We start from the raw sequence: 26,567 nt of genomic DNA, 5'->3' as shown, positions 1-26,567 counted from the left end.
TTTGCGTTGTGAATTTGAGTATCTATTGCGTTAAACCATCGCCATTAACGTGAATAATTGCTGTAGAATTTTGAAAGATGGGGTGCTGTAGCTTATCGTCACTGACAAAACTTGTGCCCCTCATTACATCACCGCCAATTTTTGTCATCTCTACCGGCTTGTTAGAGGAGTAAGTTTTTTTCTTCTGGTCCCATATCAATTCATCAGATTTGTATACGGTACCTTCTGAATTTTTGGCTACGACATTTTTATGAAATTCGATGAACTTGTTGTCATCGTGCATCGATGCCGAGTCGGCGACAATGTTCCCCGCTTCTTTGGCATCCTTATCCAAAAAAATGATCTTTACGCCGTTGGGTAATATGCCATAAGGTTTTTCTACTTTGTATTCGATGTAAAGCGGCGATGTTAGCCGAAACTTTACCTGTGCAGAGTCGCTGAAGATCACATCAAGATCGGTAGTGCGCTGTATAGGCTTGGTAGCGTCGGCCGCGGCAATTGCTTTAATTTTATTGATGTCGTTTTCGCAGGCGCTAAAAAGCATCACTGCGAGCATTGCAGAGAGCCAAACTTTTCCGGATAGTGGCCTGGTAAACATGATGGGCTTATTAATCATATTTATACTTCACAAACCAAAGATCGTTCAGTGTGAAGGATAGGTGCAGGTTGATATAGCTTTCTTTTACCAGCCCGTTTGTTAAGGTACCACGTTTGCCATACTCGGCAGCAAGGTTTATTTTGTAAAACGCGGTATTGTTACGTGGCAACGGCAGGCCCAAGCCAAAAGTTGCTGCGTATCGTTTGATATTTGTATTGTTTACGTAGAGGTAGGTTTGATCATATATCACCCCGAAGCGGTAATCAACACGGGCAAAATAGTTCGATAGTGAGTTCATGTTAGGGGTTATTTGCCCGCCAACATTAAACGTTTTGCTGTTCTGCAAGCCTTTGTTTACACCTGCAACAGAAAGGTCGCTCCAGTTACCAATGCTGTAGTCTGCCCCAATTAAATATTTACCATCGTATTGGTAGCTCACACCAAAGTGGTGTATTTGAGGCAGGTTTATTTTTGCTTTGGCATCCTTACGGTTCACCAGGCTGTCTGTAGCAACGCCTTCATCGCCATTCTCGGTAAAATAACTGCTCACAACATAGCTGTTTTGCGTAGTAAGTTTCGAGCTTGTGGAAGCAGAATAACCAAATACAAGGTGTTTCCTGGCAGAGAAATCAAAACTGTACTGTGCGCCATAATCATAATTAAGGCCGTGGATGCTGTTGCTCTCTTCAACCCTTGAGTTTAAGGTGCCAAATAAGTTAGGAACCTCGGTAGATTGTGTTTCTTTTAAGTTGCCAAATATGTATGAAGCGTTAGCCCCTACCGAAAAGTGGTTGCCTATACGTACACCATAGCCTATATATGCTTTTGATAAACCACCATCACCACTGTATAAGTAATTTACAGCGTTAGTATCTGCCGGCATACCTGTGCCAAAGTTTGCTTTCGACTGGCGGTAATTGTAGCCCAGTTCGGTATAAGGTAATAAGCCAAAGCTCAGTGCCGATCTTTTTGACAAAGGGATACCGAAAGCCACGTGGCTAAGTCTGAAGCTTGCATTGGTTTGGTTGCTTGCGCCGCTTTTGCTAAGCGTATTGATATTGCTTGAAATACCAGCATCGATAACCGTGTAGTTGATAGATGAATAAGCTGCCGGGTTTAAAAAGTTAATGTAATTGTAACTGTTTATTTTGTTGATAGCGGCACCAATACCACCCATTGCCGCTTGTTGAGGCAAAACGGTAGGGCTAAGGTCACCAAGGCCATAGCGCGAATACGGGGAACTTGTAGTTGCAGTAGATTGCGCGTTTGCGCCCAATGCGGTAGCGGCCAGAGAAAGTATTAGTACGAACCTTATATATCTAATCATTATGCTTTTGTATAGCTGCGTTTAAACCTTTTAGAACCAGGTAAGGCTCATTTTTTATATAGGGGGCAAAGATGCTATTTTTTAACAGCGTATCAAAAAAAATACTATCGCCCCCGTGTAGTATGATATTGTACGCTTTTTGTGTATTTGTGTACGCTTCTATAAAGCCCGTAAGCTCGTGTTTTATACCGTTTTGCACCCCCGATGTAATGGCCGATGCGGTATCGTCACCATATGTACTATTGAAATCCTCATCGACCTCAATTAACGGTAGCGCGCCGGTATAATAATTTAAGGCTTTATAACGCATTTTTAAACCCGGTGATATGCTGCCGCCAAAATAATTTGCCCCGGCATCAACATAATCATAAGTGATGGTGGTGCCCCCGCCTATGATCATGTTGCTGCTATGCGGGTATAAATGGTTTGCGCCAATTACTGCTGCCAGCCTATCGGGCCCCAGTGTTTTTGGTGTTTTATAATGGTTATTTATGCCGCTGGCAATACTGCTGTTAAAATGTAGTACCGTAAATTTATCTTCGAGCATGAGTTGCCAGGGCTCTTTTTCTTTTTTTACCGATGAGGATATCACTTTATCTACCCGGTGTTTAGCCAGCAGGGTGTTTATCTCATCTGCGCCCGGTTGCTGGTATTGCTGCACCTGTAACAAGTCGTTATCCTTAAAAATGGCGATCTTGGTGAGGGTGTTGCCAATGTCAATAACCAGGCTGGTCATTTAGGCCTTTGCCAGCGCTAATATCGATTCAAATATCGCCAGCCCATCCTCATTGCCAACCAATGATTCCGATGCACGCTCCGGGTGAGGCATAAAGCCAAACACGTTACGTTCTGCATTACAAACGCCGGCTATATTCTCTATTGAGCCATTAGGGTTGCTTTCGTCGGTAATGTTACCCGCCTCATCGCAGTAGCGAAACAGCACCTGGTCGTTATCATTCAAAGCCTTCAAAACGTCTGCATCGGCAAAGTAATTGCCTTCGCCGTGGGCGATAGGGATCTTTAAAGCACGCTCAGGATCCAGTTGGCGGGTAACCAGCGAATTTGCGGTTTGCGGTTTTAAATAAATGTTGCGGCAAATGAATTTACGGTTTTTGTTGTGCAGCAATGCGCCTGGTAACAAACCTGCTTCGGCCAGGATCTGGAAGCCGTTGCAGATGCCCAATACTTTACCGCCTTTTGCAGCAAACTGTATAACCTCCTGCATAATAGGCGAGAAGCGGGCTATTGCGCCAGAGCGGAGGTAGTCGCCAAAAGAGAAGCCGCCTGGCAAAACAATGAACTCTGCATCTTGCAGATCGTGGTCTTTATGCCACAACCTAACCACCTGCTGGCCCATTACATTTTGCAAAACGTGGATGATATCTTCATCACAATTGGAGCCGGGAAATATTACTACGCCAAATTTCATGTTACAAAACTAATACATAAGCCGAAATTTGAACGAATGTAAAAGTTAAAAAGTGTTAAACTGGAAATATATTATGCTGATAAGCAGCAATAAATACAAACTTTCGTAAAACCATTTGGTGGTGGCGTTCACAAAATAATAGCTAAAAAACACCGCTGCGGGTACAGCACACAATATAAAGTGGTTAAGATTAAACGGCGCACGCACATAAAACGATAGCCCGGTTATTAAAAACATGATAAATAATAACTGGAACGATTTGCGCACCTGCACGTAACTTTTATAGAAGTTTTGCTGCAGTTTAACAAAACAAAGCGCAATGATAATGATTACCGGGATGAGTACGAGGAAATCCAGGTATTCGATATGGATGCTGTTGGGGAACTTAGAACCGAGGGGTGCCCAGATATCGTAAAACCGGCCCAGCCTGCCGTTGAGGTAGTAAAACACCGCTAAAAAAACGAAGACGGTTACATAACCCAGTATGCCCGAAACCCACTCGCGCCAGTTAAAGGGCTTGAATATTACAAGGGCTATCCAAATGGCTAAAAACAGGAATATAAACGGGAAATAAATAAGCGAGCCAACCGCCACAATCATCCCCAGGTCGTAGGCGATGGATTTGGCATCATCGCTTTTATAAAAGCTGAGGAGTTTAAACAGCATCCATATCAGCAGAAAATTGCAGATAAGGGGTGCGCTCAGCACCATAAACGGTGTGAACAAGGCCGTTAATGTAACATACATTAACGCTGGCAAAAAGGTGGGTTTGCTTAGCAGGTTATAACGGTTTACCAGGTAATTTACCAATACCGCCTGCCCTAACACTAAAACGCCAGCCAAAGACATGTTTAGGCCCGGCGAAAAGGCGTATTCGTATGCTACGGGCACCAACAGACGGGCGAAAGGCTCCACGAAGGTAAACTCCAACTTATCGGGCACCTGCAAAATGTACCCAATACGCAGCGCGAAAAGTAAAATGGCAAGCCACAAAACATTAAGCGGATTATAAACCTTAAAAAAATTGACCATAGCGGCTTGCTTGTTGCCGCAAAATTAGCAGAAAAAGCGATTTAGGCGTAATGCTTTTATTGCTCGGGCAATTATAAGGCACAATTTATTTGAAAATAAATGTCATAAATTACCGGCATCTAATAGCCCCTATGAAGCAACTAAGATTTTCATTTTTTTTAATATTTCTTGTTGCCTGTAACAAGCCCAACCAACGACCTAATGAGATCACTAAAATTGAGATAGCGACAGGGGGCTGTTTTGGCGCATGTCAGTTAACTGCTGTAGTTATTGACAGTTCTTTGCTATACCGTTACTATGGCGGCGAACTACCGCTTGCCTTATTCCCCAAGCCGGAACAGAGGGAAAAGCTTGTAGGTTATTATTCGGCAAAAATAAATCGAGAACTTTGGGATTCCTTTAATTTCAAACTTGAGCAGATAAACTATAAACAGCTTGATACTTCTTATGAAAAGAGTGTAGATGATGAAAGCCTGAATGTGCTTATCCACTACAATAATAAAGTAAAGCACATCAAAGCACAATCCACAAGTTTGCCCGATGGTGTCGCAAAGGTGTTTTACTACATTATAAAGAGCTACAAGGTTGTTAAGCCAGAACGCACGAGGGATACGTTTGAAATTCACCGATCAATGCCGGATATCCGCGACGTTAGATTTCCGCCACCACCGGGTAATTGAACCGTCTTCCCCGCTTCCCTTCCCTGCCAATGACAAGGTGGAATTACCTGGCGTATTTCTTCACCATATCATCCACTATCTGGGCGGTTTCATCGGGGAAGTTTACGTTGATGCGGGTTGGGTCGGCAAGCCAACTGTTGATATGGGATGGGAAATGATCATTAATGGTGCTCACCACTTTTACACCCAGTTTTGATGCCGAAAGGGCGTTACATTGCTGCTCGTACTGGCCCTTCATGGGGATCATCATTACTTTTTTACCCATAAACAGGGCTTCGGCAGGGCCCTCGAAGCCACCGCCGGTTAGCAGGCCTGCGCTGCTGGCCAGGCTATTGTTAAACCCATCATTGTTCACCGGGAATACATGCACGTTGCCTTCGCGGTAGGGGGTTTTGGTGCGTTTAGAGAACACATGCCACTCGGCATCCGTGCCGCCTAAGTTTTTTAACAGGGTTTTATCGCTGTAGGCAGGCAAATAAACGCTGTAGTGACCAAGGTTAGATGTTTCCATCCTGCGGATATCGCTGCGGATAACCGGGGTATGGATAAAATCATCGTACCGCTCAAAGTGAAAGCCAATATGGTGTGTGGTGGGCGAATAATATTTAAAAAGCCACTCTGCCCAGTCCCATTTTTTGGGGCGGGGTGTTTTTGGCGATACAAACGAGCATTGATGGCTTAAAGATACCGACGGTACCTTTTGCAAGCGGCATGCCCAGGCAGTTACGGGTTCAAAATCGTTAATGATGAGGTCGTACTGGCTTAGCGGCATGCTGTGCATATCCTTCCAAAGCTGCCGCAAATTCATGAGTTTAAAGGTTGCCCAGTTATCTACCCCGCCATTTTTACCGAACACAAAGCTAAAACCGTGGAACTTGTGGGCAAGGGGCTGGCTCAGGCTTACCTCGGCTTCGGTGCCGCTTACTATCAGGTCAACCTCGCCGTATTGCTGCAGCAGGGGAACAATTTCGCGGGCTCGGCTGATGTGGCCATTCCCTGTACCCTGTATACCGAACAATATTTTCATAGGCGTAGAATTGCGGGCAATTTAGCAAAGAAAAGTTTATACCATATTATTAAATGGTTAATTGAAGGTAATTTGCTACTTGCAACTTTTGCTAAAGATAAATTATCGGGCTAAAGGTAAGAGTATCGCCCAACATAGGCGGGGCTTTATTGTTGCATATGGTAACAATGAGGCCTAACAACAGTCTATTGGTTACCACAACATTAACTGTATGGATGCTTACGAAGAACAAGCTTATTTAGAACTAAACCACTGGCAACAAAAGATGCTAAAGAAGCCATCTCTTGCCAGCCGTATAGCTAAAGGCCTGCAAAATAAGATCAACAATATCATCCCCGAGAAAGCGCACAAGGTAATAACCGTAACCATCGAAAAAATGGTGAAGGCGGTACTCTTCGGCGCTAAATATATCACTGCCGAAAAGCTGGCTTCCGGCGAGTCCCTGCTGCTGAGGGAAAGCTATATTAAAAGGCAGATCAGCATTTATCAGAAAACCGCTGCTGTAGAGGGTGCTGTTACCGGCACGGGCGGTATTTTGCTGGGCCTTGCCGAGTTCCCTATCCTCATCGGTATAAAAATGAAACTGCTGTTTAATATAGCTGCCCTATATGGTTTTAATGTGAAGGATTATAAGGAAAGGCTGTATATCCTCTACATTTTTCAGCTTACCTTTTGCAGCCAGCAACGCCGCAACGAAGTGTTCCACCTGTTAGAAAACTGGGAAAGCTACAGCATGCAGCTACCCGCCGATACCGACCAGTTCGACTGGCGCACCTTTCAGCTGGAATACCGCGACTACATTGACCTGGCCAAAATGGCCCAGCTCATCCCCGTTATCGGCGCCGCCGTGGGCGCAATTGCCAATTACCAGCTCATAGCCCAGTTAGGCGAAACCGCTATGAATTGTTACAGAATGCGGGTGCTGGGGATGAAACGGATAGGGAGTTAGGGTTGGTTTTAGGCTGGAGGTTAGCTTTAGTAGGTACGACATACTACCTCTTATGTCACCGCAGCTTCAGAAAATAAAAATGTGCATTTTTTTTGAAATGTTTGGGGGTGCGGGTCGTCTGATAGGTATAAACATTTAATATGCAAAATAATTACCTCTCCAATATATCACTACCCGCTGTTGCAACAGCGCCTTACCGCGAACAGGAACTCGCCGTTTTATTTTTAGACATCCGGAACTTTACCGGCCTGATGGAATCACAGCCCGAGCAACACGTTATCCAAATTGTACGGCGCCTTTTTACCGCGTTCAATCAAATCATCAAAAACTTTAGTGGCAAAATAGTAGAAACAGGTGGCGATAGCCTGTATGCTGTTTTTGGTTTGCAGGATAACCTGCGCGATGCTGTGAACAATGCCTACCAGGCAACCCTCGCCATGTTTAAAACGGTTGGTTTGTTCAATAACTCTTACACAGCGAACGACGATAACGCCCCGCTTGAAATGGGTGCCGGTTTACATGCCGGCCGGGTATTTATTGATGAATTTGCTTTGGAAGGCACACCGCAATTAGCCGTAATGGGCTTGCCCGTTAACATTGCCGCAAGGCTGCAGGCAAAAACCAAAGAGTTGGATAACGACCTGCTGATCTCGGAGTATGTATACCAGTTACTGGGGCTGCAACAATTAGCTGCAGGCCAGCAAACCGTAATGCTGCAGGGTATAACGCAACAAGTGCAGGTACGCCTTGCCGGCAGCCCGTACCATAAAGGGCTGTTTTTGGAAGAAGCAGAATTGGAAATGGATTACTTGCTGGCAATATCAGGGTAATTTATATAGGATGTCCCCATCATCGATAACTACTACCGCCTTGGCAAAATAGTTTGAATGCCGTTTTCGCCTGCAATTATAGCTTTGGTTGCCAGGTGATAAAACAAGGAATGCTCCACCACACCAGGGATCATTTTAACATGCATGTTGAGTTCGTTTGCGGCCGGCATTTGGTTAAAATAAACATCCACTAACATATTGCCGTTATCAGAAATAAGCGCGCCATCTTTTTGGGTGCTTATCCGTTGGGTAATGGTAGCTAAGGGGAACATAGTTGCCAGCTTACTAAGCGCAATTTGTAATGCCTGGGGGAGAATCTCGATCACCAGCGGATAAGTGGCATTCAATTGCTTTATAAATTTGCTTTCGTCGCCCAGCAGGATGAAATCATCAGCCATAGAGGCCAAGATCTTTTCGGTAGTGTGGATGCCTCCGCCGCTTTTAAGCGCATTGAGTTCGGCGTCAAACTGGTCACAGCCATCAAAGTAAATATCCAGCTGTCTGCGTAAGGCGGGCTGTTGGATGGTTAACCCGTGGCTGCTTAGCAATTGCGTTGTTTTAAAAGACGATGATGTAAAAACAAGCGAAGCAGCGTATTCGCACTCACTGGCAATTAGGTTTACCAAATGCGCTATGGTGCTGCCCGCGCCCAGGCCAATAGATTGGTTGGGGCCGATGAGGCTTAGCGCGGCTTTGGCCGCTTCCAGTTTATGATCTGTCATGCTGCTAAGATACAGATGTGCAGTTGATAAAACAGGGAGAACCGGGCTAAATCTAATTGACTAAGAACTTACCCTGCTTCCTGCTTAAACCTTTCCAGCAATTTGCTTACGTCCAGTTTAGCGTCGAGGTCTTCTGCGTCGGTGGTGTCGTCGTCGTCGTTATCGGTGTGGAAGGCTTCGGGCGTATAGGTGAACACTTTCCATTCTTTATCGTGGTATTCCAGGGCGGTGAGGCTTTCCACCCAGTCGCCGCTGTTGAGGTAGAGCACGCTGCCTGTTTGTTCGGTAGATTGTATCTCGCGGATCTCGGCGTGGTGAATATGCCCGCAAATAACGTAGCTGTATTGTTTCTCCACGGCCAGGTCGGCAGCGGTTTGTTCAAACGCGTTGATGAATTTTACGGCATCCTTAAATTTAGCTTTCACCTTTTGCGAAAAGCTCATTTTTTGGCGCCCCATGGCCGTTAAAAACCAGTTGGTTATACTGTTGATGATAATAAGCGTATCGTACCCAACGGCGCCCAGTTTGGCCAGCCATTTAGAGTGCTGCATGGTAACATCAAACACATCGCCGTGGAAGATCCAGGCTTTTTTGCCGTCGATATTTAAAACTACTTTATTGAGAAGCTGGAAGGTGCCAAGGTCGAAATCGGTGAACTTGCGCAGCATTTCATCGTGGTTGCCGGTAAGGTAATATACGGGGATGCCTTCGGTAACAAATTTGAGAATGCGGCGAACCACTTTCATGTGGGTTTCGGGCCAGTACGATTTGCTGAATTGCCAGATATCGATAATATCGCCGTTGAGGATAAGCATTTTTGGTTTAATGCTTTTCAGGTATTTCAAGAGTTCTTTGGCGTGGCAGCCGTATGTGCCCAGGTGCACATCAGATATAATAACGATATCAACTTCTCTTTTAGCCATTCAATTTGGGGGCAATTGTGCAGCCCGGTAAAAAATACCGGTATAAAACAGAGCGGTTGCTTTGGGGCAGGCGGTTATTCGTCGTCCTCGTCTTCATTAACTTTTAGTTCGTAAGGGCTCAGATAGAATGCGCCAAGCAGCACCAGCAATCCAACTACAAACAAGTAAGTAAACTCAAAATTCATCTTGTATTGTTTTTACAAATATCCTATTATCAAATGATTATACTGTTAAGACTATGTTAAATGTAAAAGGTTTCTTTTTTAAGAAAATATATTTTACTGTGTTCCTGTAATGCATAGAAACCTGTTATCATACAAGTGATCCTTTGGTGATGTGGACTAACTAAAGGGCAATTAAAAGGATTTTTTTATCCGCTCCAGCTGTTTCAAATGATGCTCCAGATGTATACGGATAAACTTAAACCATTGTTCGGCATTTAGCATGCCTAAACGCGGGTGTTCCCATTTGGCGCGCAGCGAGGCATCGGGTAGTAATTTAGCGGTATCCTCTACTCGTTTACGCACTTTGATGATGAGGTTTTTTGCTTCTTCCAAGGTTGTTTTTTTAGGAGCCATTTTGGCGGCCACTGCTTCGGGTACCTGTACTTTAAATGGCGAGAAGTTACCGGTAAGCATCAGGTAATGCCCCCAAAAGTTCATGCCTTTTTTTGTTGGTGGGCAGTTATTATGTGTGCAGCGCTCCAGCGCGATGGATGAGCCAAGGCTGGCTTTCAGGATATGATCATACACCTCGGCATAGCTCCAGCCGCCGATGGGTGGGGTAGTAGCGAATTGCTCTTCGGTAAAACCGTCTAATTGCTGGCGATAGCTATCTAATGCAGCTTCGATGGCGCGGCGCTCTTTGGCAATGTTCATAATATTTCGTTCAAGCTTTCTAAATATAGGTTGATTGCGTCATTAGCCATTAGCATGGCTTCCTTAACTGTTTCGCCCTGTGTAAAACATCCTGGTAATTCGGGTACCGACACCGAAAAGCCACCCTCGTCTTCCGGGGTGATTATAACTTCATAACCTAATTGTTCCGTCCCCATCGTTTTACAACATTAAAGTTAACTCTTTTAAATGGCTTATCTGTATGGGCACGTCGGCAGGTTTTTCTAAACCGAGGGGGTTGAAATAAATGGCATCCATGCCAAAGCCAAGTGCCCCGCGGATATCGGCCTCGATGCTGTCGCCTATCATCAGGCTTTCTTCTTTGGTGCTGCCGGCCAGATCTATGGCGTGCTGGAAGATGAGTGGGTCTGGTTTGTTTACCCCTACCACTTCGGAAATGATGATGTTTTGAAAGTATTTTACCAAGTCGGTGCCGTTCACTTTAAGCGTGGTGGAATCTTTAAAACCATTGGATATTAAATGCAATGTATACTTCGACTGCAAATACTCCAGCGTTTCGTGCGCATGGGGGAACAGGTTGGTTTTGGTAGGGCAGAGGGTTACGTAAGCGTCCTCAAAGTCGGCCGGCATCAGGCTGGGGTGCAGGCCCAGTTCTGTAAAGGTTGATTTGAAACGGGCGTCGCGCAATTCGTCCTTAGTTATTTCGCCCAAATGGTATTGCGCCCACAGGCGGTGGTTGTGCCTGGTATAAGTTTCGATGAACAGGTCGGCAGAGTGCAGGCCGATATCTTTTAAATTATAGGTGCCATAAAGCTCGTGCAGGGTTTCTTCGGCGTTTTTATCAAAATCCCAGATGGTGTGGTCAAGGTCGAAGAAGAGGTGGCGATATTTGATTTCGGATTTCGGATGTTCGATTTCGGATATGGGCATGGGGCAAAGTTAGAAGATGTTCCTCTAAAAAACATACAGGTCAATATCAAATTCGATATTGAGTTCCTTTATTAGTTTATTATATCGTTTATCTAAATGTACTGCTTTCGCCATTGTCGCGATAAACCAGTAAAGCACATGCAAATTCGCAGTGGTATTTAGTACAGAAAGTTTTAAATACCTCTTTCTTCCCTTCAATAACGTCCAGCAATGCATTCATTTGTGTTTCAAAGTCTGCATGCTTGCCCAAACCGCTATCCATCGACCAAAGGTTATTGGGCCATAAAGGAGAAGCCGGACTTTTCGAATTTCGGGGCGTTCCTTTTATCCGTTGATAAGATGGTTGGACACCGGCTAATTTGGTGATGTCATCGTGGCTAATGCCCTCGAAATCACAGATTATGAGCCTTAAATCAACTTCGTTTTTCTTCATGATATAAATTAAAAGGCCTTTATGAGATAAATAAATCAAATCCGAAATCTCAAATCCCTCACACTTTCTCCCCAAACGCCAGATCCCCCGCATCGCCCAATCCTGGTACGATGTAACTCTTGCTCGTCATTTCCTCATCCACGGCGCAAACCCAAATTTTTGCTTTGGGCAGGTTGGCGCGTACATGGGTGATGCCTTCGGTACTGGCAATAACGGCGGCTACGTGCAGTTCGGCAATGTTGTATTGAGCCAGTAGTTCTTTACAAACATTTACTACGCTTTGCCCGGTGGCCAGCATGGTATCTATCATAATTAATACCTTACCATCCAGGTTGGGCGTGCTGATATGGTCTACCTGTATGGTGAAACTGCCGTTCTTTTTGGTCTTACGACAAGCGGTAACAAAGGCCGATTCGGATTGCTCAAAAAACTCCATAAAGCCCTGGTGAAAGGGTAAGCCGGCACGCAGAATAGTAGCTAATACCGGTTGCTGCACTGGCACGTTTATGTTGCAAATGCCTAAAGGCGTTTGTACCTCCTTCGCCTCGTATTTCAGCGTTTTGCTGATCTCGTAGGCCAGTATAGCGCCCAGTTTTTCCTGGCTGCGGCGGAAACGGGCACGGTCGCACTGAGCGATAACATCGCGCATGTCGGCGAGATAAAGGTTGGCAATGCTATCGGTTTTATTGAGGATGAAGGGCATGTTGTAGATTTGAGATGTTAGATAGGAGATTTGAGACAGGAATAGTGTTTTCGTAAATCTTCTTAAAGGTTGCTAATTTGATGCAAACTTGCAATCAATCTGTAAATAATTTCGTTTACTAAAAAGCTGCTGCCATAGGGTTGTCACTAACCGGGTGTAGCTTTGATTTGTTGACGACAGGCACCACGTCATTGTAGGGCAGCTGAAATCTCATATCTAACATCTCAAATCTATATCTTTGTATAAATGGATTTTAAAATAACTTCTCAGTACGTACCCTCCGGTGATCAGCCAACCGCCATTAAGCAATTGGTTGATGGCGTAAATAACGCCGACCCTTTCCAAACCCTGCTGGGGGTTACCGGGTCGGGCAAAACGTTTACCATTGCCAACGTAATTGAGCAAACCCAAAAGCCTACGCTGATATTAAGCCACAACAAAACCCTGGCGGCGCAGCTTTACGGCGAGTTTAAGCAGTTCTTCCCGGATAACGCGGTGAACTACTTTGTATCCTACTACGATTATTACCAGCCCGAGGCGTTTATCCCCTCGTCTAACACCTATATAGAAAAAGACCTCCAGATAAACGAGGAGATAGAAAAATTGCGCCTGCGTACCACATCGGCATTGATGAGCGGGAGGAGGGATGTGATCGTAGTCTCGTCCATTTCCTGTATCTATGGTATGGGTAACCCTGAAGACTTTGCCAATTCGGTATTCAAGTTCGCGGTGGGTACACGCATCAGCAGGAACGCTTTTTTACACCGGTTAGTAGAGATACTGTACGCCCGCACCACCGCCGATTTTAAACGCGGCACCTTCAGGGTGAAGGGCGATACAGTAGATATTTTCCCGGCGTATATGGATTATGCCTACCGTATATCCTTTTTTGGGGATGATATTGAGGAACTGAGCACCTTTGACATCACCACCGGCAAAACCATTGAGAAGATGACGCATATGGTGGTTTACCCCGCCAACTTGTACGTGGCCCCGCGCGAGCGTTTCCAGCAGTCGGTTTGGGCCATACAGGCAGAACTGGAAGCCCGAAAGAAACAATTTATAGATGACGGACGCTTTATTGAAGCCAAGCGCCTGGAGGAAAGGGTTAATTACGACCTGGAGATGATCCGCGAGCTGGGCTATTGCAGCGGTATAGAAAACTACTCTCGCTTTTTTGACGGACGCGAGCCCGGTATGCGCCCCTTCTGCCTGCTGGATTATTTCCCGGATGATTACCTGATGGTAATAGACGAAAGCCACGTTACCGTGCCGCAGATCCGCGCGATGTATGGCGGCGACAGGTCGAGGAAGATCTCTTTGGTTGACTACGGTTTCCGTTTACCGGCGGCGATGGATAACCGCCCCCTCAACTTCCAGGAGTTTGAACGACTGGCACCGCAAACTATTTATGTAAGCGCGACCCCTGCCGATTTCGAATTGGAAAAATCGGGCGGTGTGGTGGTGGAGCAGGTGATACGCCCAACAGGGCTGCTTGACCCGTTGATAGAGGTGCGCCCGGTAATAAACCAGGTGGATGACCTGCTTGATGAAGTAGATAGAACCATAAAAATGGGTGACCGCATTTTGGTAACCACGCTCACCAAACGTATGGCAGAAGAATTGGCCAAGTATATGGACAGGCTCGGCATCAAATGCCGCTACATCCACTCGGAAGTGAAAACCTTACAGCGTGTGGAAATATTGCGTGGCTTACGCTTAGGGGAATTTGATGTGCTGATAGGGATCAACCTGTTGCGTGAGGGGCTTGACTTGCCCGAGGTATCATTGGTTGCCATTTTGGATGCGGATAAAGAAGGGTTCCTGAGGTCTGAACGTTCGCTGATCCAAACTATTGGCCGTGCCGCCCGTAATGACAGGGGCCGGGTGATCATGTACGCCGATAAGATAACCGATTCTATGGCGATCACCATGTCGGAAACTAACCGCCGCCGCGAGTTGCAGGTAAAATACAACGAAGCGCATGGCATCGTGCCGAAAACAGTTGGCAAATCGCGCGAGGAAATTATGGAGCAAACCTCGGTTGTCGACTTTAAAGGTGGCGTGCAGCAGGCTTATGTGGAGAACGACGCCATTACCCTCGCTGCAGACCCTATTGTGCAGTACATGACCAAGGCAGATATGAAAAAATCCGTAGAGAGCACCCGTAAGGATATGGTTGCCGCCGCCAAGAATATGGACTTCCTGCTGGCCGCCAAATTGCGCGACGAAATGTTTGCATTGGAGAAGCTGATGGAAGAGAAGTTTAGTTAGATGTGCAGATTGCAAATGTGCGGATGTGCAGATTATTTTTTAAATTTGAGTTATGGAAACATTAAGCATACATCCTAAAACAAAAAAGCAATTAGATGCTGTCGTTGCTGTATTAAAAGCATTGGACATTTCGTTTGAAAAAGAAGAAAAAGGCAGTTACAATCCTGAATTTGTTGCTAAGATTGAAAAGGGGCGGGCTGATATTAAAGCGGGTAATACTACTAAAATAAAGCCGGCTGATATATGGAACTTAGATTAACCGAACCAGCTAAAAATGATATTCGTTTTTTTGTCAGGTCGGGGCAAAAAGGCATCTTAAAAAAGATAGAATCATTGCTTACCGACATAGAAACAAGTCCTTTTTATGTTATTGGGAAACCTGAACAATTAAAACATAATCTGGCTGGCTTATGGTCGCGGCGAATTAATAGTGAACACAGGCTCGTTTACGAAGTAATAGATGATGTAATATTTATACTTTCTGTGAAGGGGCATTACGAATAATCCCGCTTCGCCCATCTGTACTCCGCAAACTATCCAAACAATTATTACGTTATACTACTTATATTTGTAAGCCAAAATATTAAAAGATGTTACTTAAAGTATTAATTATAATTATTTGTATCCTTTACATCGTCCGCTATGTTTTTAAACTGTTGTTGCCGGCGATATTCAGGACTGTAATAAACAATGCCCAGCAGCAACATGCTGGTCAGCAACAGAACTACCAGCAAACCAGGCGGCCGGATGAGCGCGTGAAAGTAGATTACATTCCCGAAGGGCAAAAAAGCAAAGTGCCGGATAGTGAAGGGGAATTTGTAGATTACGAAGAAATAAAATAAACCTTATATGCTTCCCGAAAACCTGTACAAACGCAGGCGTGGCCACGATAACACCCCGCCGCAATTACTATTGATAGTAACTAATTGTGTTGTACTGGCCGTGCTCATATCGCTTTTTTTAACCTGCGATAAGATCAATAACTTCTTTTGGGCAGCTATAGCGCTGCTTGCCTTATACAACGCTTACAACATACGCCGCAACCGCGATGTGTATAACCGCTTAAACACAATAGTTTACATTATCAGCATTATTGGGATGGTACTGGTGTTCTACTACATCCATAAGCAACCGCATAACTGCTAATTTGAAGATTTGGGAATTAGAAGATTTGAAAATGTTTATTGACTGGACGTTCCTATAGTCAATTTTCAGATTTTCAAATAAGCTCATCTTCAAATTGTCCTAATCTCATTCAAATTTCTATTTTTGAAGATTATTAGATAAATATCCCTTTAAATAATTTAGATGAATAACTGGTTTAAACGTAATGGCACCCACCTCGCTGTTATTGGAATTTTTTTAGCTATATGCTTTTTTTATCTTACCCCTTCATTCCAGGGTAAAACATTAGGGCAAAGCGATGTTATCGGCGCGCAATCCACCCAAAAAGAAATAAACGACTATCGCGCCAGGGATACCACCATTTTGTGGACCAACCAGATATTCGGGGGGATGCCCACCTTCCAGATATGGGCACCTTACCCCAACAACATCACTTCGCATGTTGTAAATGCTATAAAAGCAACCTTCCCTAACCCGGTAGATACACTGTTACTGCTTCTATTGGGCACCTACTTTTTGTTCATCGTACTAAAAATGAACCCATGGCTGGCAGCAGCCGGCGCTGTGGCGTTCACCTTCTCCAGTTATAATATCATACTGCTGGTGGCGGGGCACTCCAACCAGGCCTTTGCCATAGCGTTCTTCGCACCAATAATAGCCAGCATCATCATGACGCTAAGGGATAATTACCTCGGCGGATCGGCCTTGGCGGCGTTTTTCCTGGCGATGGAGATCCGCTCTAACCACATCCAAATGACCTATTACCTGCTGCTATCTATCATCATTTTAATGTGCATCGAATTGTTCCATGCCGTTAAAGGGAAAAAAATGCAGCCGTTTTTAAAGGCGCTTGGCTTTTTGGCCGGGGCTACTTTATTGGCCATAGCGGTAAATGCATCCATCCTTTGGAGCACTTACGATTACGGTACCGAAACCATTCGTGGCAAATCCAACCTTAAATCTACCACGCAGGAGCCAAGCACCGGGTTAGATAAAGAATACGCTTACCAGTGGAGCCAGGGCGTGGGCGAATCGTTAACGTTTTTAGTACCCAATGCTTACGGTGGCGCGCTGCCAAGTGCCGAGCCTATAAGCGAAAACTCCGCAACTGTAAAAGTCTTTACGGATTCGGGTATGCCGGATAATCAGGCGATGGGATATGCGCAGGAAGTAACATCACGCGTTATTCCAATATACTGGGGCACCAAACCTGGTACTTCGGGGCCGTTTTACTTTGGCGCAGTAATTTGCTTTTTGTTTGTATTGGGCCTTATCGTTGTTCGCAACCGCTTAAAGTGGTGGTTGCTGGGTACGGTACTGCTTACACTCTTCCTGTCGTTTGGCCGTAACCTGCCGTTCCTGTCAGATATTTTCTTTAACTACTTCCCGCTGTACAACAAGTTCCGCGCAGTAGAATCAATATTGGCGGTTGCAAGCCTTTGCTTCCCTATACTGGCGCTATTGGCTGTACAGGAAATTATTGAGAACCCCGATAAAAAAGCCATTACCAAAAAACTATACATAGCCGGTGGTATTGTTGGCGGGCTTACGCTTATCCTGATAGCGGTACCAACTGTGTTCCTGAGCTTTAGAACAGATAACCATACCGATATGGTTAACTACCTTAACCAAGCACTTAAAGGCGCTAACCTTAACGTTACAGGTGATACAGTAGGCCGCGCCGTTATTGCCGACAGGATGTCGCTCGAGCGTGCAGATGCCATCCGCACCTTTATATTCCTGCTGGTAACCTTCGGGCTTTTATGGGCCTTCGTCACCAATAAAATAAAAGCGCAGGTGCTATCTATCGTTCTGTTTGTTATTGTTTTAGTAGACCTATGGCAGGTAGATAAGCGCTATCTGAAGGAGAGCAGTTTCCAGGATAAGGTGGAAGCCGCGCAAGTGGTAACCCCAAGGGAAGTGGATACCTTTATTATGAAGGACACCGACCCGGATTTCCGTGTGTTTGATTCCGGTGCAAACCTCGTCTCAGATACTTTTAACCCTTTCTTCCATAAATCAATAGGCGGTTATTCTGCAGCAAGGCTGAAAAGGTTTGAGGAGTTATACTTAAACCAGTTCACCAAAAGCATTAACCAGGATGTATTGGATATGCTGAACACCAAGTATATCATCACCACAGATCCTAAAACCAACAGTAGCCGCCTGCAAAATAACCAAACTGCCTGCGGCCATGCCTGGTTTATAAAAAGCGTTAAATACGTAAAAAATGCTGATGAAGAAATGCTGGCTATCAGTAGCTTTTCACCAAAAGAAGAGGCTATGGTCGATCAGCAATATAAATCGGTTGCCGAAGCAAGGCCTTTATCCATAGATACCAGTGCAACTATAAACCTGGTTAAATACACGCCAGATCATTTAACTTACCAAAGCAGCTCGGCAACTAACCAGGTAGCGATCTTCTCGGAGATCTACTACAAAAAAGGCTGGACAATGCTGATAGACGGCGCAGAACAGCCTTACTTCCGTGCAGATTATTTGCTTCGCGCGGCAAGTATCCCTACAGGGAACCATAAAATTGAGTTCATCTTCCACCCGGCATCATACTATACCGGCGAAGGCATTTCGTTAGCAAGTTCTATATTGCTGGTGCTTGCACTGGGCGGCGCGCTGTTTGCCGAATTGAAAAAGAAGAAGCTGGAACCAAAGCCGGTTGTTGTGAAAACCGAGACTAAGAAGTCGAAGTAATACAGGCAACATTATCAAGATAAAAAGAGGCCGTATCATAATCCAAATGATGCGGCCTTTTTGTTTGTATCTGCCGTCGTTTTAATGGCGAGATGTATTAAATTTATATGCCTTTGTGATCTTTACTGGGGCGTGGTATTGTGCCTAAGTATAAGATTTGATATACTACTTCTTATTTGTATTGCCGACTTTTTCGCCTTTATAGGTAATACGAATTAAGAGTTAAAAAAGTAGTAACAGCAATTTTATGGGTCTAATCTTACTTAACTACAATAACGTTGTTCTTAATGTCGTAGCTGTAAAGGGTTACTGTGCCAAGGTCGGTGCCATCGGCCTTTACCGAGTTGGTTTGTATTACGCCAACGCCCATTTGTACATAGTAATCATATGTGGCAAAGGTTTGATAACCGCTGCCCTTATTCTGTTGTAAAAGCATTTGCGTATGGGTTACCCTCGGGTAGGTAATGCCATTTACAACTTTGGTAACATTTACCTCTTTTACGGTGCCTATAAGCCTTGCCGGGAAGCCCTCTAACAGGCCGCTATCTGTAATCGTAGCTATCCAGGTGCCGCCAACGGGTACACGGTTATCATAATATTCTATTTCGAGGTTATCGTTATACTCTGCGTAAAAAAGTCTTATTTTAATGGTGTTGTCATCCACGTAAACGTAGCCGTTACCGGCATTTTTCTGGCTGATGCTAAATATGGTATGGTAGGTACTGTCTTTAATAATTGGTTGTTCACCGGTTACGGTAAGTGTCGACGAATCGGGTTCACTACCCTCTTTGTTGGTAACATATTTCCAAAAAGTGCCGGTACCCAGCGGTTGAAAACTGGCCGACCAGTCTTCTTTGGGTGGCGGGCCATAAATAGGTGGATCTAACTTACAGGCTTGTGTAAATAAAGCTAAAAGCCCAAAAAATATAAGTAACTTTCTATTCATACTTGGTTTTACAGTATACGGAAAATCCCCGTTTTAGTTTGCCGCCGCAAATATGGGTGTAAGCCATTTTATTTGAAGCATTTGCGCGCAAAGATATCAATACAAAATTAATGCCCAACCCCTATAAAGCGGGCCGGGCATTAAGTAGTCCAAAAAAAACTACGGATTTATTTTAATATTTATAGTTTTTTGGACATGTCGAAACGTGCCATGCTGACTATCAGCATGATAGCGGTAGCTGCAATGTTTTGTTTATTATTTAATATTGTGGCTGATCAACTCCGATTTGCTTAGCTGGTTGCCATTATAACCGGTGTAAATGGCCACCACGCCAATGTTTTTGGCTACATAAAACTCAAAGGTGAATACCGTTGTAAACGCACCGCCAATTTTGCTTTGCAACTCCAGCTTAGAGCGGATGACGTTAGCATAGCTTTTACCAAGGATGGTTTTGTTGATGTTCTTCTCTACGATAGTCCCTTTTAATTGCGACTCGGGCCCTTCTGTTACGGTTAAAGGAGTGATCCAGGTGCCATTTACAGCTGTTTCTTCGTTAAGATAAGGCAGTTCGAGCTCCGCATCCGCTTCGGCGTTAAAACTGTGGTTGTAATAAACATGGTCGGTAAAACCAAAGTAGGTGCTTTCGGTTTCGCCGCCGGTTACCGATGTAAGCTTATGAAAGGTTTTACCGTTGTAAATTTTGGTAGCGGCTGTCATGGTGTTTACCGTGGTATCTAATTCCGCATCGCCGATGTCGCCAATGGCGAATGTTTCGTTACGGTAGCTCCAGGTAGAACCGGTAGTTACGGGTTGGTAAGTGCCGGTAGTGTTATCGCCGGGTTTGTTTGAATTGTCTTTTTTGCAGGCACTGAATAATATAGTGGTTATTGTTACCAGGGTTAGGATGTACTTTTTCATGGTTTGTAAAAAATAATAAGGCCTTTGGCCATTTGTAAATTGTGAATAGATGTTTATTAAATAAATGCCGCCTGCATGGTACCTATGCTTTGCAACATTTTGATTACATTGACGAAGAGGCAGGTGTATTCGTTACACCATTGGCAAAATTTTCTACAAACAAAAAAAGGGTAACCTTTTTACAGGCCACCCTTTTTACATAGTGCTAATTTGAATCGTTTAATTATTCTTTCTCAGTTTTGGCGGTATCGTTAATACCGGCTTCTGCTATTTGAGTAAGCAGGCTATCGCAATTTTTTTCCTCGTCGAGCGTAGCTTGTAAAAGGTCGGCGGCTTCAGTATAGCCTAAAGTAAGCGCCAGGGTACGCAGCGTGCCGTACGATGCAATTTCGTAATGCTCAACCTTTTGCGCGGCAGATATAATGCCGGCATCGCGGGTTAAGGTGCCTTTTTCGGTTTCGCTTACAATTTCATCAGCCTCTTTTAACAGGCCGGCCATTGCTTCGCATTTAACAGCTACGGCTTTTTCGTCAATAGATGCAAAGGCGCTTTCCAGGCGGGTAATATGGTTTTCAGTTTCGGCGATGTGGGTCTCAATAGCACCTTTCAATTCATTGGAAGTTGCGGCTTTTACCATTTTCGGTAAAGCTTTAACCAAGTGTTTTTCTGCCCAGTAAATGTCCTTCAGTTCATCTAAAAATAATTCATTCAATGCCGAATCTTCAACCACATCGGTTGTTTCGGGAGCTTTTTTTGTGCGTGTTGCTGTTTTAATAGTTGCCATGATATAGATGTTTTTATAGTTTTTGTTTGTCTTATATCAACACAACCAATGGAGATAAGTTTTAGTTATTATTTAATAAATTAATTAGAACGATTTATTTATATGAGAATATAGTGCTCATTATGCCCCCTTCTTCACCTTCAGGCTGCTCATCAGCTGATCGTACAGGTCGTCGCTGCTGGTTTTATGCGGTTTAAGCTTTTTAACCGTAGCGCGTTTACCTTTTGCCTTGGCGTGGATGATCTTCAGCAACTCATCGTTGTATTCGTCTTTGTACTTAGATACATCAAAATCCTCTGCGTATTGGTTAACCAGCGCAAGGCCCACGTCCAGTTCTTTTTTACTTACGGTTACATCATCGGCAATGCTCAGGTCGTCGGTATCCCGAATCTCCTGCCCAAAGCGGATGCGGGTAACCACAAGCACATTTTTTTGTGGATGTACAATACAAAGGCTTTCGGTACTGCGCAGAACGAAACGCGCCAGTCCCGCTTTTTTTGATTGCTGCAATGCCTTTAGCAGCAGGGCATAGGCTTTATTGTTTTTGGTATCAGGCTCTGTGTAGTAGCTGGTTTCGTAAAACATAGGGTTTACATCGGCCAGTTCCACAAAACTTTCAATTTCTATCACCTTGCTTTTTTCGGGCGCGGCATCTTCAAAGTCCTTGGCATCTACTATTACGTAATCATCGTTCAGCTTATAGCCTTTTACAATTTTATCGTAAGGCACTTCCTTGTGCGTGTTTTCGTTCACCCGCTGAAAGCGGATGCGCGAGTGGTCGCGCCCGTCCAGCATATCCAGGTCCAGCGTGCTTTTCTGCACGGCAGAATATAGTTTAACCGGGATGCTTACCAATCCAAACCCAAGCGAACCTTTCCAGATAGATCTCATCAATACAGCGTTTTAGTATCGGATATAACCAATAAAAGCGGGAAGGGTTTTAGGGTGAGGAGATAAGATGGAGTTATTGATCTGTTTTTCCGTGAATCCCGCTTTGATATAACAATCCGGATTTGTTAGCCTGCTGGTACTTTTGCGGAAAACCGCAACTTATTATACCGTTTTAACGGTATTGTCCGCCATGGTCTGCAAGGCTACTTTTGATAAAAAACACCACCTTATTATGAATTTAAAACACGTACTCTCCGGCATCGTGCTTGGTATGATGCTGCTTTCAACCGCAGCCCACGCGCAGTTGCCCGTACTCGAAAAAAGTTACGACATCTCCCGCAAAGCCAAAAACGGCTACCTGGGTGGCGTGGAAGTGAATGCCGAAAAACAAACCTTCGATATGGTTTTTGTATTGCGCAGCAGCACCAAAAAAATGGTTAAACGCGAAATTTATACTTACGATAAAGAATTAAACCTCATCAACACCGAAAAAGATGAGCAGCCCATCGAACAGATGAAAAAGAAGTATAAGTGGTTCAATTTTAAAGGGGATAGCTATGTTTCGCACAGCTTAAGCGCATCGGCTAATTTAACGGGCAAGCTGGTGTTCCGCAAAAAAGAGATCACCTGGAAATACCTCTGGCTAACCGGCAGCTACAATAAATCGGTTAAACAGCTGGAGAAAGTAAAAGCAACCAACGAAGGCAGCGGCGAAAAATATTTCTTTCGCGGTGGTGCCTACGAGGTAAAACCCGACAGTACCGTGCTGGTAATGGCGGGCAGGCAGGAGAAAAAGAACGACCTGGCAGGCTCGATGATGCACTATGATATTTTAAGCTGCGATAACCAGGTAAACATAAAAACCGTGGGCACCATAGAGTTTAAATATCCTAACATCCCCGTTTACTCGGCTGCGCTGGAGGACGATAATTCTGAACTGGATAACGATGATTACCCCCGCGATTGGATAATGGTATTTGCTCCAAACAGCGGCGGCGGTGGTGTGGATAAGGATATCATCGACCCGGATAAAAACAACTATACCTACATCAGGCTGAATACCCAGGGCGATGTACTGGAGAAATTCAGCTTTAAATCTCCGTCAAACGGCTGGCGCGTATTGGGTGCTTATGATCATGACGGTTCGGTGTTTGTATACGGGTCTGCCAATAACAAGGATCAGGATAAATATGTAAACCAGGTATATAAAACGGTGATGGTGCCAACCACATCGGCAGATGACGACGAAAAAGAAGCGGCAAGTTCGGGCGGCGGAGGATTGGGGGCACTGAAAAGTGGATTCTCTATGCTGTCCGGCTCTGCTGACTTCGGCATAACGCAAACTAAGATAGATGAGACCATGGACGCCATGAAGTACACCAACTTCCAGATAGGCAAGATCAGCAACGGTAAATTCGACTTCCTGAGCTGCCCAACCATCGAGGATTTTGAAAAACTGCAGGCCAAACCATCCGACCAGAAAAAGTTTGCCGAGTTTGATGGCAAAAGCTTCGTGATCAACGGTATATCGTTCTCTAAAAGTGGCGATGTATTTGTAAACGGACAGGATTTTAAAAAGATAAAAAAAGGCCGCAGCTACAAAGGCGTATACATGTTCCAGTTCGACCCTACGGGCAACCTTAAACGCAACTACGGTGTGTTTTTAGATCAAAGCAAAACCAGTGGTTTCTTCAATAAATCCCCGCTTACTTCGGATATGATCCCCTCAAAAAGCTTTATACAGGAAAGCGGCGACGGCAAAAGCTTGTACTGGATGATGCGGATGGCAAAATCTATCCATAAAGAATCGCATACTACGTTCGGCTTCAGCTCTAATACCGAAACCACCACCTGGTCGCCACTGTATAACATGGAGTATGGTTCTATTAACATCGCAGACGGGCAGCTATCGGAATTTAAATTTCTGGGCGAGAGCGAAAAAAAGAAATTCTACCTGTTCCCCAATACCAATGAAACCCGCCTGGGCAATTATAGCCTGTTCTTCAGCGAAACCGAAAAAGGCGACAAGATACTGGTATCGCGGGTAGACTTGACGAAGTAGTTATCCGTAGCCTCACCCTGCCCTCTCCAAAGGAGAGGGTTCACAGATAAACTTTTAAAGTCCTCTCCTTTGGAGAGGATTTAGGTGAGGCTTCGGTACTGTGAGATTAAACGTTATTAACCCCCTTTCAACCCAAACCATACACAGCCGGCCAAAACCGGTTGTTGTTTTACCCCACAATTGTTATGGCCATTAAAAAGATGTTTTTATGTATGCTGATGGTGTTCATAGCCTTCGGCAGCTTTGCGCAGGATGCCTACCTGCCGGTAAATTTAGGAAATAAGGTAAATAGCCGCTACGCCGAACTTACCCCGGTGATATCTGCTGATGGCCGCGAGATGTATTTTTTGCGCGAGATGTTCCGCAAGGCGGCCAATGAGGATATCCAAAGCCTGTGGTATTCTAAACAGGACGATAAAGGCGAGTGGATGCTGGCCCGGTATATGGCAGCGCCCTTCAACAATGGCCTTACGCACTCTGCCATTTCCAATGTATCTACCGATAATAATACCATCATTATAAAAGGATATTTTAAAAATGGCACGCGTGTTACCGGCACGGGTTACTCGGTAGTTACCCGTAATGCTACTGGCGGCTGGAAAACGCCCGTAGGGATCGATATAGATGGTTTTACAGAACTGGTTAAAGGTAAATATATAGGCGCAACGCTGACGCCCGATGGCAAGGCGATGATGTTTTACTTCAGCGAAGAAAAGGACGGCGCCAATAATGATCTCTACATCTCTTTCAAAAATACTGATGGTAGCTTTAGCAGGCCCGCGCCTATTAAAATGCTGAATACCAGCAACGACGATGCATCACCTTTTGTTGCGCTGGACAATAAAACGCTTTATTTCAGCAGCGACAAGCCGGGTGGATTGGGCGATAATGATATTTACAAAACCACCCGCCTGGATGATACCTGGCAAAAGTGGACAGAGCCGGTGAATCTTGGTCCGTCCGTAAACTCTGCCAAATGGGATTCGTACTTCAGATTGGCGGCTAAAGGCGATTATGCTTATATGATCAGCTCTAAAGAAGGCGGTTTTGGTGAAAGCGACATTGTGCGCATTAAGCTGAACGATAATATAAAACCGCAACCCGTGGTATTGGTAAAAGGCCGTGTACTGAACAAGAAAACCTTAGAACCTATAGAGGCCGCTATTATTTACGAGGACCTGGCCAATGGCAATAACGAAGGCATCGCCATTAGCGACCCGGGTACCGGTGCCTACCAGATAGTTTTGCCTTATGGTAAAAACTTTGGTTTTAACTCCAGCCAGGAGAACTTTATCCCCATCTCGGATAACCTCGACCTCACCAAAGTTGGCGAATACCAGGAAATTACCCGCGATCTGTACATGGTGCCGTTTGAAAAAGGGCAGGTGGTGCGCATCAATAATATCTTCTTCGAATTTGGCAAAGCCGATCTGAAACCGGAATCCTTCCCCGACCTGAACCGCCTGGTGGCCCTGCTGCAAAGCAAACCCAAGCTGGAGATTGAACTTGGCGGCCATACCGATAACGTAGGCAGCGATGACGCCAATAACAAACTCTCCGCCGCGCGGGCATTCTCGGTAGTGAAATACCTAACCACAAAAGGCATTGCAGCGGCCCGCTTAAAAGCAAGCGGCTACGGCAAAACCCGCCCGGTAACCACCAACGATACCGACGAAGGCCGGGCGCAAAACCGGAGGGTGGAGTTTACGATATTGAATTACTAACCTTCGGACAGTTTTTATTTAAATTCAGAGGATGAATATAACTTGTCGGCATGATAAGTCGGATAGAACGCGGAAAGGAACAAGTTTAACTTGATGAATGGTGGAGATTGATTTATATTGTGAAAAAAAATGAAGTGAAAATAAAAATTGAGCCATTTAAACACTTTTTAATTTTTATAACTATTGGCATTGTTTTCACCGGATGTTATTGGGAAAGCGACTTAATCGGCACCTATTCAGTAGATAATAGCATAGTATCTGATACACTTACTTTATTAGATAATCATTTATATAACCGGAAATATACTTTTCATGATAGCGTTTTTCTTGACCATGGCAAATGGTTTATGGAAGATAACCATCATGTAAGTTTTAGTAACTGGAGCGATAAAAATGAGTTATTACCCGGTTCGACCGGGGACTTTCATAAAGGCCTTTGCTATTTTAGTTTTGGAGTAAGTTCTTTAAAGTTTGACGGTAAGATCTATTATGACCTCAATAACCTTTCATATTATAGAAAAATCAATACAAACTGAACCATCATTTGCTATCGTCACGCCGCTATCGTATAAAGAAGCTTTATAAGTTTCAATAAAACGCAATATTTTTCCCTCCGCGTTCTCTGCGGTTAAAAATCGGCACCGTGCTGTAATTTTGCCCCGCCATTTCACTGCTTTTCTCCTTTTTTAAGATA

29 protein-coding genes are annotated in these 26,567 nt (G+C 44.6%); 12 read left to right on the top strand and 17 right to left on the bottom strand.

Annotated features, from left to right (window positions below; translation table 11 throughout):
• Positions 1-22: 22 nt before the first annotated feature.
• The 5 genes from lptC to ABIX36_RS03895 are packed head-to-tail and all read right to left on the bottom strand — an operon-like array spanning position 23 to position 4,386.
• Entirely contained in the window at positions 23-598 is a 576-nt protein-coding gene (lptC, locus tag ABIX36_RS03915; RefSeq protein ID WP_348080856.1) for an LPS export ABC transporter periplasmic protein LptC, read from the bottom strand.
• Between the two features lie 10 nt (positions 599-608).
• The gene (locus ABIX36_RS03910; RefSeq protein WP_348080855.1) at positions 609-1,925 is read right to left on the bottom strand and encodes a hypothetical protein; all 1,317 of its coding nucleotides are present in this window, start codon (positions 1,923-1,925) and stop codon (positions 609-611) included.
• Positions 1,918-2,661: a type III pantothenate kinase gene (locus ABIX36_RS03905; protein ID WP_348080854.1), complete on the bottom strand. Its 744-nt coding sequence runs from the start codon at positions 2,659-2,661 to the stop codon at positions 1,918-1,920. The genes ABIX36_RS03910 and ABIX36_RS03905 overlap by 8 nt, the downstream gene beginning before the upstream one ends.
• Entirely contained in the window at positions 2,662-3,354 is a 693-nt protein-coding gene (gene purQ / locus ABIX36_RS03900; RefSeq protein WP_348080853.1) for a phosphoribosylformylglycinamidine synthase subunit PurQ, read from the bottom strand.
• Between the two features lie 45 nt (positions 3,355-3,399).
• Positions 3,400-4,386 carry a DUF6427 family protein gene (locus ABIX36_RS03895; RefSeq protein WP_348080852.1) on the bottom strand — a complete coding sequence of 329 codons (987 nt, stop codon included), beginning with the start codon at positions 4,384-4,386 and terminating at the stop codon, positions 3,400-3,402.
• 131 nt (positions 4,387-4,517) lie between these two features.
• Here ABIX36_RS03895 and ABIX36_RS03890 point away from each other — a divergent pair, with 131 nt between their 5' ends.
• The gene (locus tag ABIX36_RS03890; protein WP_348080851.1) at positions 4,518-5,066 is read left to right on the top strand and encodes a DUF6438 domain-containing protein; all 549 of its coding nucleotides are present in this window, start codon (positions 4,518-4,520) and stop codon (positions 5,064-5,066) included.
• A gap of 43 nt (positions 5,067-5,109) precedes the next feature.
• On the opposite strand, the gene ABIX36_RS03885 is transcribed toward ABIX36_RS03890, so the two are convergent.
• A complete protein-coding gene (locus tag ABIX36_RS03885) occupies positions 5,110-6,093 on the bottom strand; it encodes a glycosyltransferase family protein (protein WP_348080850.1) in 984 nt (327 codons plus the stop codon).
• 211 nt (positions 6,094-6,304) lie between these two features.
• On the opposite strand from ABIX36_RS03885, the gene ABIX36_RS03880 reads away from it, so the two are divergent.
• Both ABIX36_RS03880 and ABIX36_RS03875 read left to right on the top strand, forming a co-directional pair.
• Entirely contained in the window at positions 6,305-7,042 is a 738-nt protein-coding gene (locus ABIX36_RS03880; protein ID WP_348080849.1) for an EcsC family protein, read from the top strand.
• Positions 7,043-7,182: 140 nt separating this feature from the next.
• Positions 7,183-7,872: an adenylate/guanylate cyclase domain-containing protein gene (locus tag ABIX36_RS03875; protein ID WP_348080848.1), complete on the top strand. Its 690-nt coding sequence runs from the start codon at positions 7,183-7,185 to the stop codon at positions 7,870-7,872.
• 32 nt (positions 7,873-7,904) lie between these two features.
• On the opposite strand, the gene rpiA is transcribed toward ABIX36_RS03875, so the two are convergent.
• From rpiA to upp, 7 genes are all read right to left on the bottom strand, one after another.
• A complete protein-coding gene (gene rpiA, locus ABIX36_RS03870) occupies positions 7,905-8,594 on the bottom strand; it encodes a ribose 5-phosphate isomerase A (protein ID WP_348080847.1) in 690 nt (229 codons plus the stop codon).
• Positions 8,595-8,662: 68 nt separating this feature from the next.
• Positions 8,663-9,517 carry a UDP-2,3-diacylglucosamine diphosphatase gene (locus ABIX36_RS03865; RefSeq protein ID WP_348080846.1) on the bottom strand — a complete coding sequence of 285 codons (855 nt, stop codon included), beginning with the start codon at positions 9,515-9,517 and terminating at the stop codon, positions 8,663-8,665.
• A gap of 356 nt (positions 9,518-9,873) precedes the next feature.
• Positions 9,874-10,395, bottom strand: coding sequence for a DinB family protein (locus tag ABIX36_RS03860; protein WP_348080845.1), 522 nt, complete (start codon positions 10,393-10,395; stop codon positions 9,874-9,876).
• Entirely contained in the window at positions 10,392-10,571 is a 180-nt protein-coding gene (locus ABIX36_RS03855) for a type II toxin-antitoxin system HicB family antitoxin (RefSeq protein WP_348080844.1), read from the bottom strand. Before ABIX36_RS03855 ends, ABIX36_RS03860 begins: the two co-directional genes overlap by 4 nt.
• A gap of 4 nt (positions 10,572-10,575) precedes the next feature.
• Complete coding sequence (locus ABIX36_RS03850; RefSeq protein WP_348080843.1) at positions 10,576-11,304, bottom strand: YjjG family noncanonical pyrimidine nucleotidase; 729 nt, start codon at positions 11,302-11,304, stop codon at positions 10,576-10,578.
• A gap of 88 nt (positions 11,305-11,392) precedes the next feature.
• Entirely contained in the window at positions 11,393-11,737 is a 345-nt protein-coding gene (locus ABIX36_RS03845) for a DUF4279 domain-containing protein (RefSeq protein WP_348080842.1), read from the bottom strand.
• 58 nt (positions 11,738-11,795) lie between these two features.
• The gene (upp, locus tag ABIX36_RS03840; protein ID WP_348080841.1) at positions 11,796-12,440 is read right to left on the bottom strand and encodes a uracil phosphoribosyltransferase; all 645 of its coding nucleotides are present in this window, start codon (positions 12,438-12,440) and stop codon (positions 11,796-11,798) included.
• A gap of 246 nt (positions 12,441-12,686) precedes the next feature.
• Between upp and uvrB the strand changes: the two genes are divergently transcribed.
• The 6 genes from uvrB to ABIX36_RS03810 all read left to right on the top strand — a co-directional run bounded on the left by uvrB (position 12,687) and on the right by ABIX36_RS03810 (position 18,548).
• Positions 12,687-14,714 (top strand): excinuclease ABC subunit UvrB, encoded by a 2,028-nt coding sequence (gene uvrB, locus ABIX36_RS03835; RefSeq protein WP_348080840.1) that lies wholly within the window; start codon positions 12,687-12,689, stop codon positions 14,712-14,714.
• A gap of 52 nt (positions 14,715-14,766) precedes the next feature.
• Positions 14,767-14,973, top strand: coding sequence for a DUF2683 family protein (locus tag ABIX36_RS03830; RefSeq protein ID WP_348080839.1), 207 nt, complete (start codon positions 14,767-14,769; stop codon positions 14,971-14,973).
• Entirely contained in the window at positions 14,958-15,218 is a 261-nt protein-coding gene (locus tag ABIX36_RS03825; RefSeq protein WP_348080838.1) for a Txe/YoeB family addiction module toxin, read from the top strand. Before ABIX36_RS03830 ends, ABIX36_RS03825 begins: the two co-directional genes overlap by 16 nt.
• Before the next feature lie 86 nt (positions 15,219-15,304).
• On the top strand, positions 15,305-15,556 hold the full coding sequence (locus ABIX36_RS03820; protein WP_348080837.1) for a DUF4834 family protein: 252 nt from the start codon (positions 15,305-15,307) through the stop codon (positions 15,554-15,556).
• Between the two features lie 7 nt (positions 15,557-15,563).
• Positions 15,564-15,860, top strand: coding sequence for a hypothetical protein (locus ABIX36_RS03815; protein ID WP_348080836.1), 297 nt, complete (start codon positions 15,564-15,566; stop codon positions 15,858-15,860).
• Positions 15,861-16,022: 162 nt separating this feature from the next.
• On the top strand, positions 16,023-18,548 hold the full coding sequence (locus ABIX36_RS03810) for a YfhO family protein (protein ID WP_348080835.1): 2,526 nt from the start codon (positions 16,023-16,025) through the stop codon (positions 18,546-18,548).
• Positions 18,549-18,807: 259 nt separating this feature from the next.
• Here the strand turns inward: ABIX36_RS03810 and ABIX36_RS03805 are convergent, their stop codons facing one another.
• From ABIX36_RS03805 to ABIX36_RS03790, 4 genes are all read right to left on the bottom strand, one after another.
• A complete protein-coding gene (locus tag ABIX36_RS03805; RefSeq protein WP_348080834.1) occupies positions 18,808-19,494 on the bottom strand; it encodes a hypothetical protein in 687 nt (228 codons plus the stop codon).
• Between the two features lie 255 nt (positions 19,495-19,749).
• Positions 19,750-20,412 (bottom strand): hypothetical protein, encoded by a 663-nt coding sequence (locus tag ABIX36_RS03800; protein WP_348080833.1) that lies wholly within the window; start codon positions 20,410-20,412, stop codon positions 19,750-19,752.
• A gap of 223 nt (positions 20,413-20,635) precedes the next feature.
• Positions 20,636-21,196, bottom strand: coding sequence for a ferritin-like domain-containing protein (locus tag ABIX36_RS03795; RefSeq protein ID WP_348080832.1), 561 nt, complete (start codon positions 21,194-21,196; stop codon positions 20,636-20,638).
• A 120-nt stretch (positions 21,197-21,316) separates the two neighbouring features.
• On the bottom strand, positions 21,317-22,087 hold the full coding sequence (locus tag ABIX36_RS03790) for a Ku protein (RefSeq protein ID WP_348080831.1): 771 nt from the start codon (positions 22,085-22,087) through the stop codon (positions 21,317-21,319).
• 232 nt (positions 22,088-22,319) lie between these two features.
• Between ABIX36_RS03790 and ABIX36_RS03785 the strand changes: the two genes are divergently transcribed.
• The 3 genes from ABIX36_RS03785 (at position 22,320) to ABIX36_RS03775 (ending at position 26,409) form a co-directional block, all read left to right on the top strand.
• The gene (locus ABIX36_RS03785; protein ID WP_348080830.1) at positions 22,320-24,149 is read left to right on the top strand and encodes a hypothetical protein; all 1,830 of its coding nucleotides are present in this window, start codon (positions 22,320-22,322) and stop codon (positions 24,147-24,149) included.
• A gap of 185 nt (positions 24,150-24,334) precedes the next feature.
• Complete coding sequence (locus ABIX36_RS03780) at positions 24,335-25,873, top strand: OmpA family protein (protein ID WP_348080829.1); 1,539 nt, start codon at positions 24,335-24,337, stop codon at positions 25,871-25,873.
• Positions 25,874-25,992: 119 nt separating this feature from the next.
• Positions 25,993-26,409 (top strand): hypothetical protein, encoded by a 417-nt coding sequence (locus ABIX36_RS03775; RefSeq protein ID WP_348080828.1) that lies wholly within the window; start codon positions 25,993-25,995, stop codon positions 26,407-26,409.
• Positions 26,410-26,567 lie beyond the last annotated feature (158 nt).

Origin of the sequence: Mucilaginibacter sp., from assembly GCF_039925265.1 — a bacterium.
Lineage (GTDB): Bacteria > Bacteroidota > Bacteroidia > Sphingobacteriales > Sphingobacteriaceae > Mucilaginibacter.
Note: the sequence above shows the minus strand (reverse complement) of the source record. Positions and strands in the feature narration are given on the sequence as shown.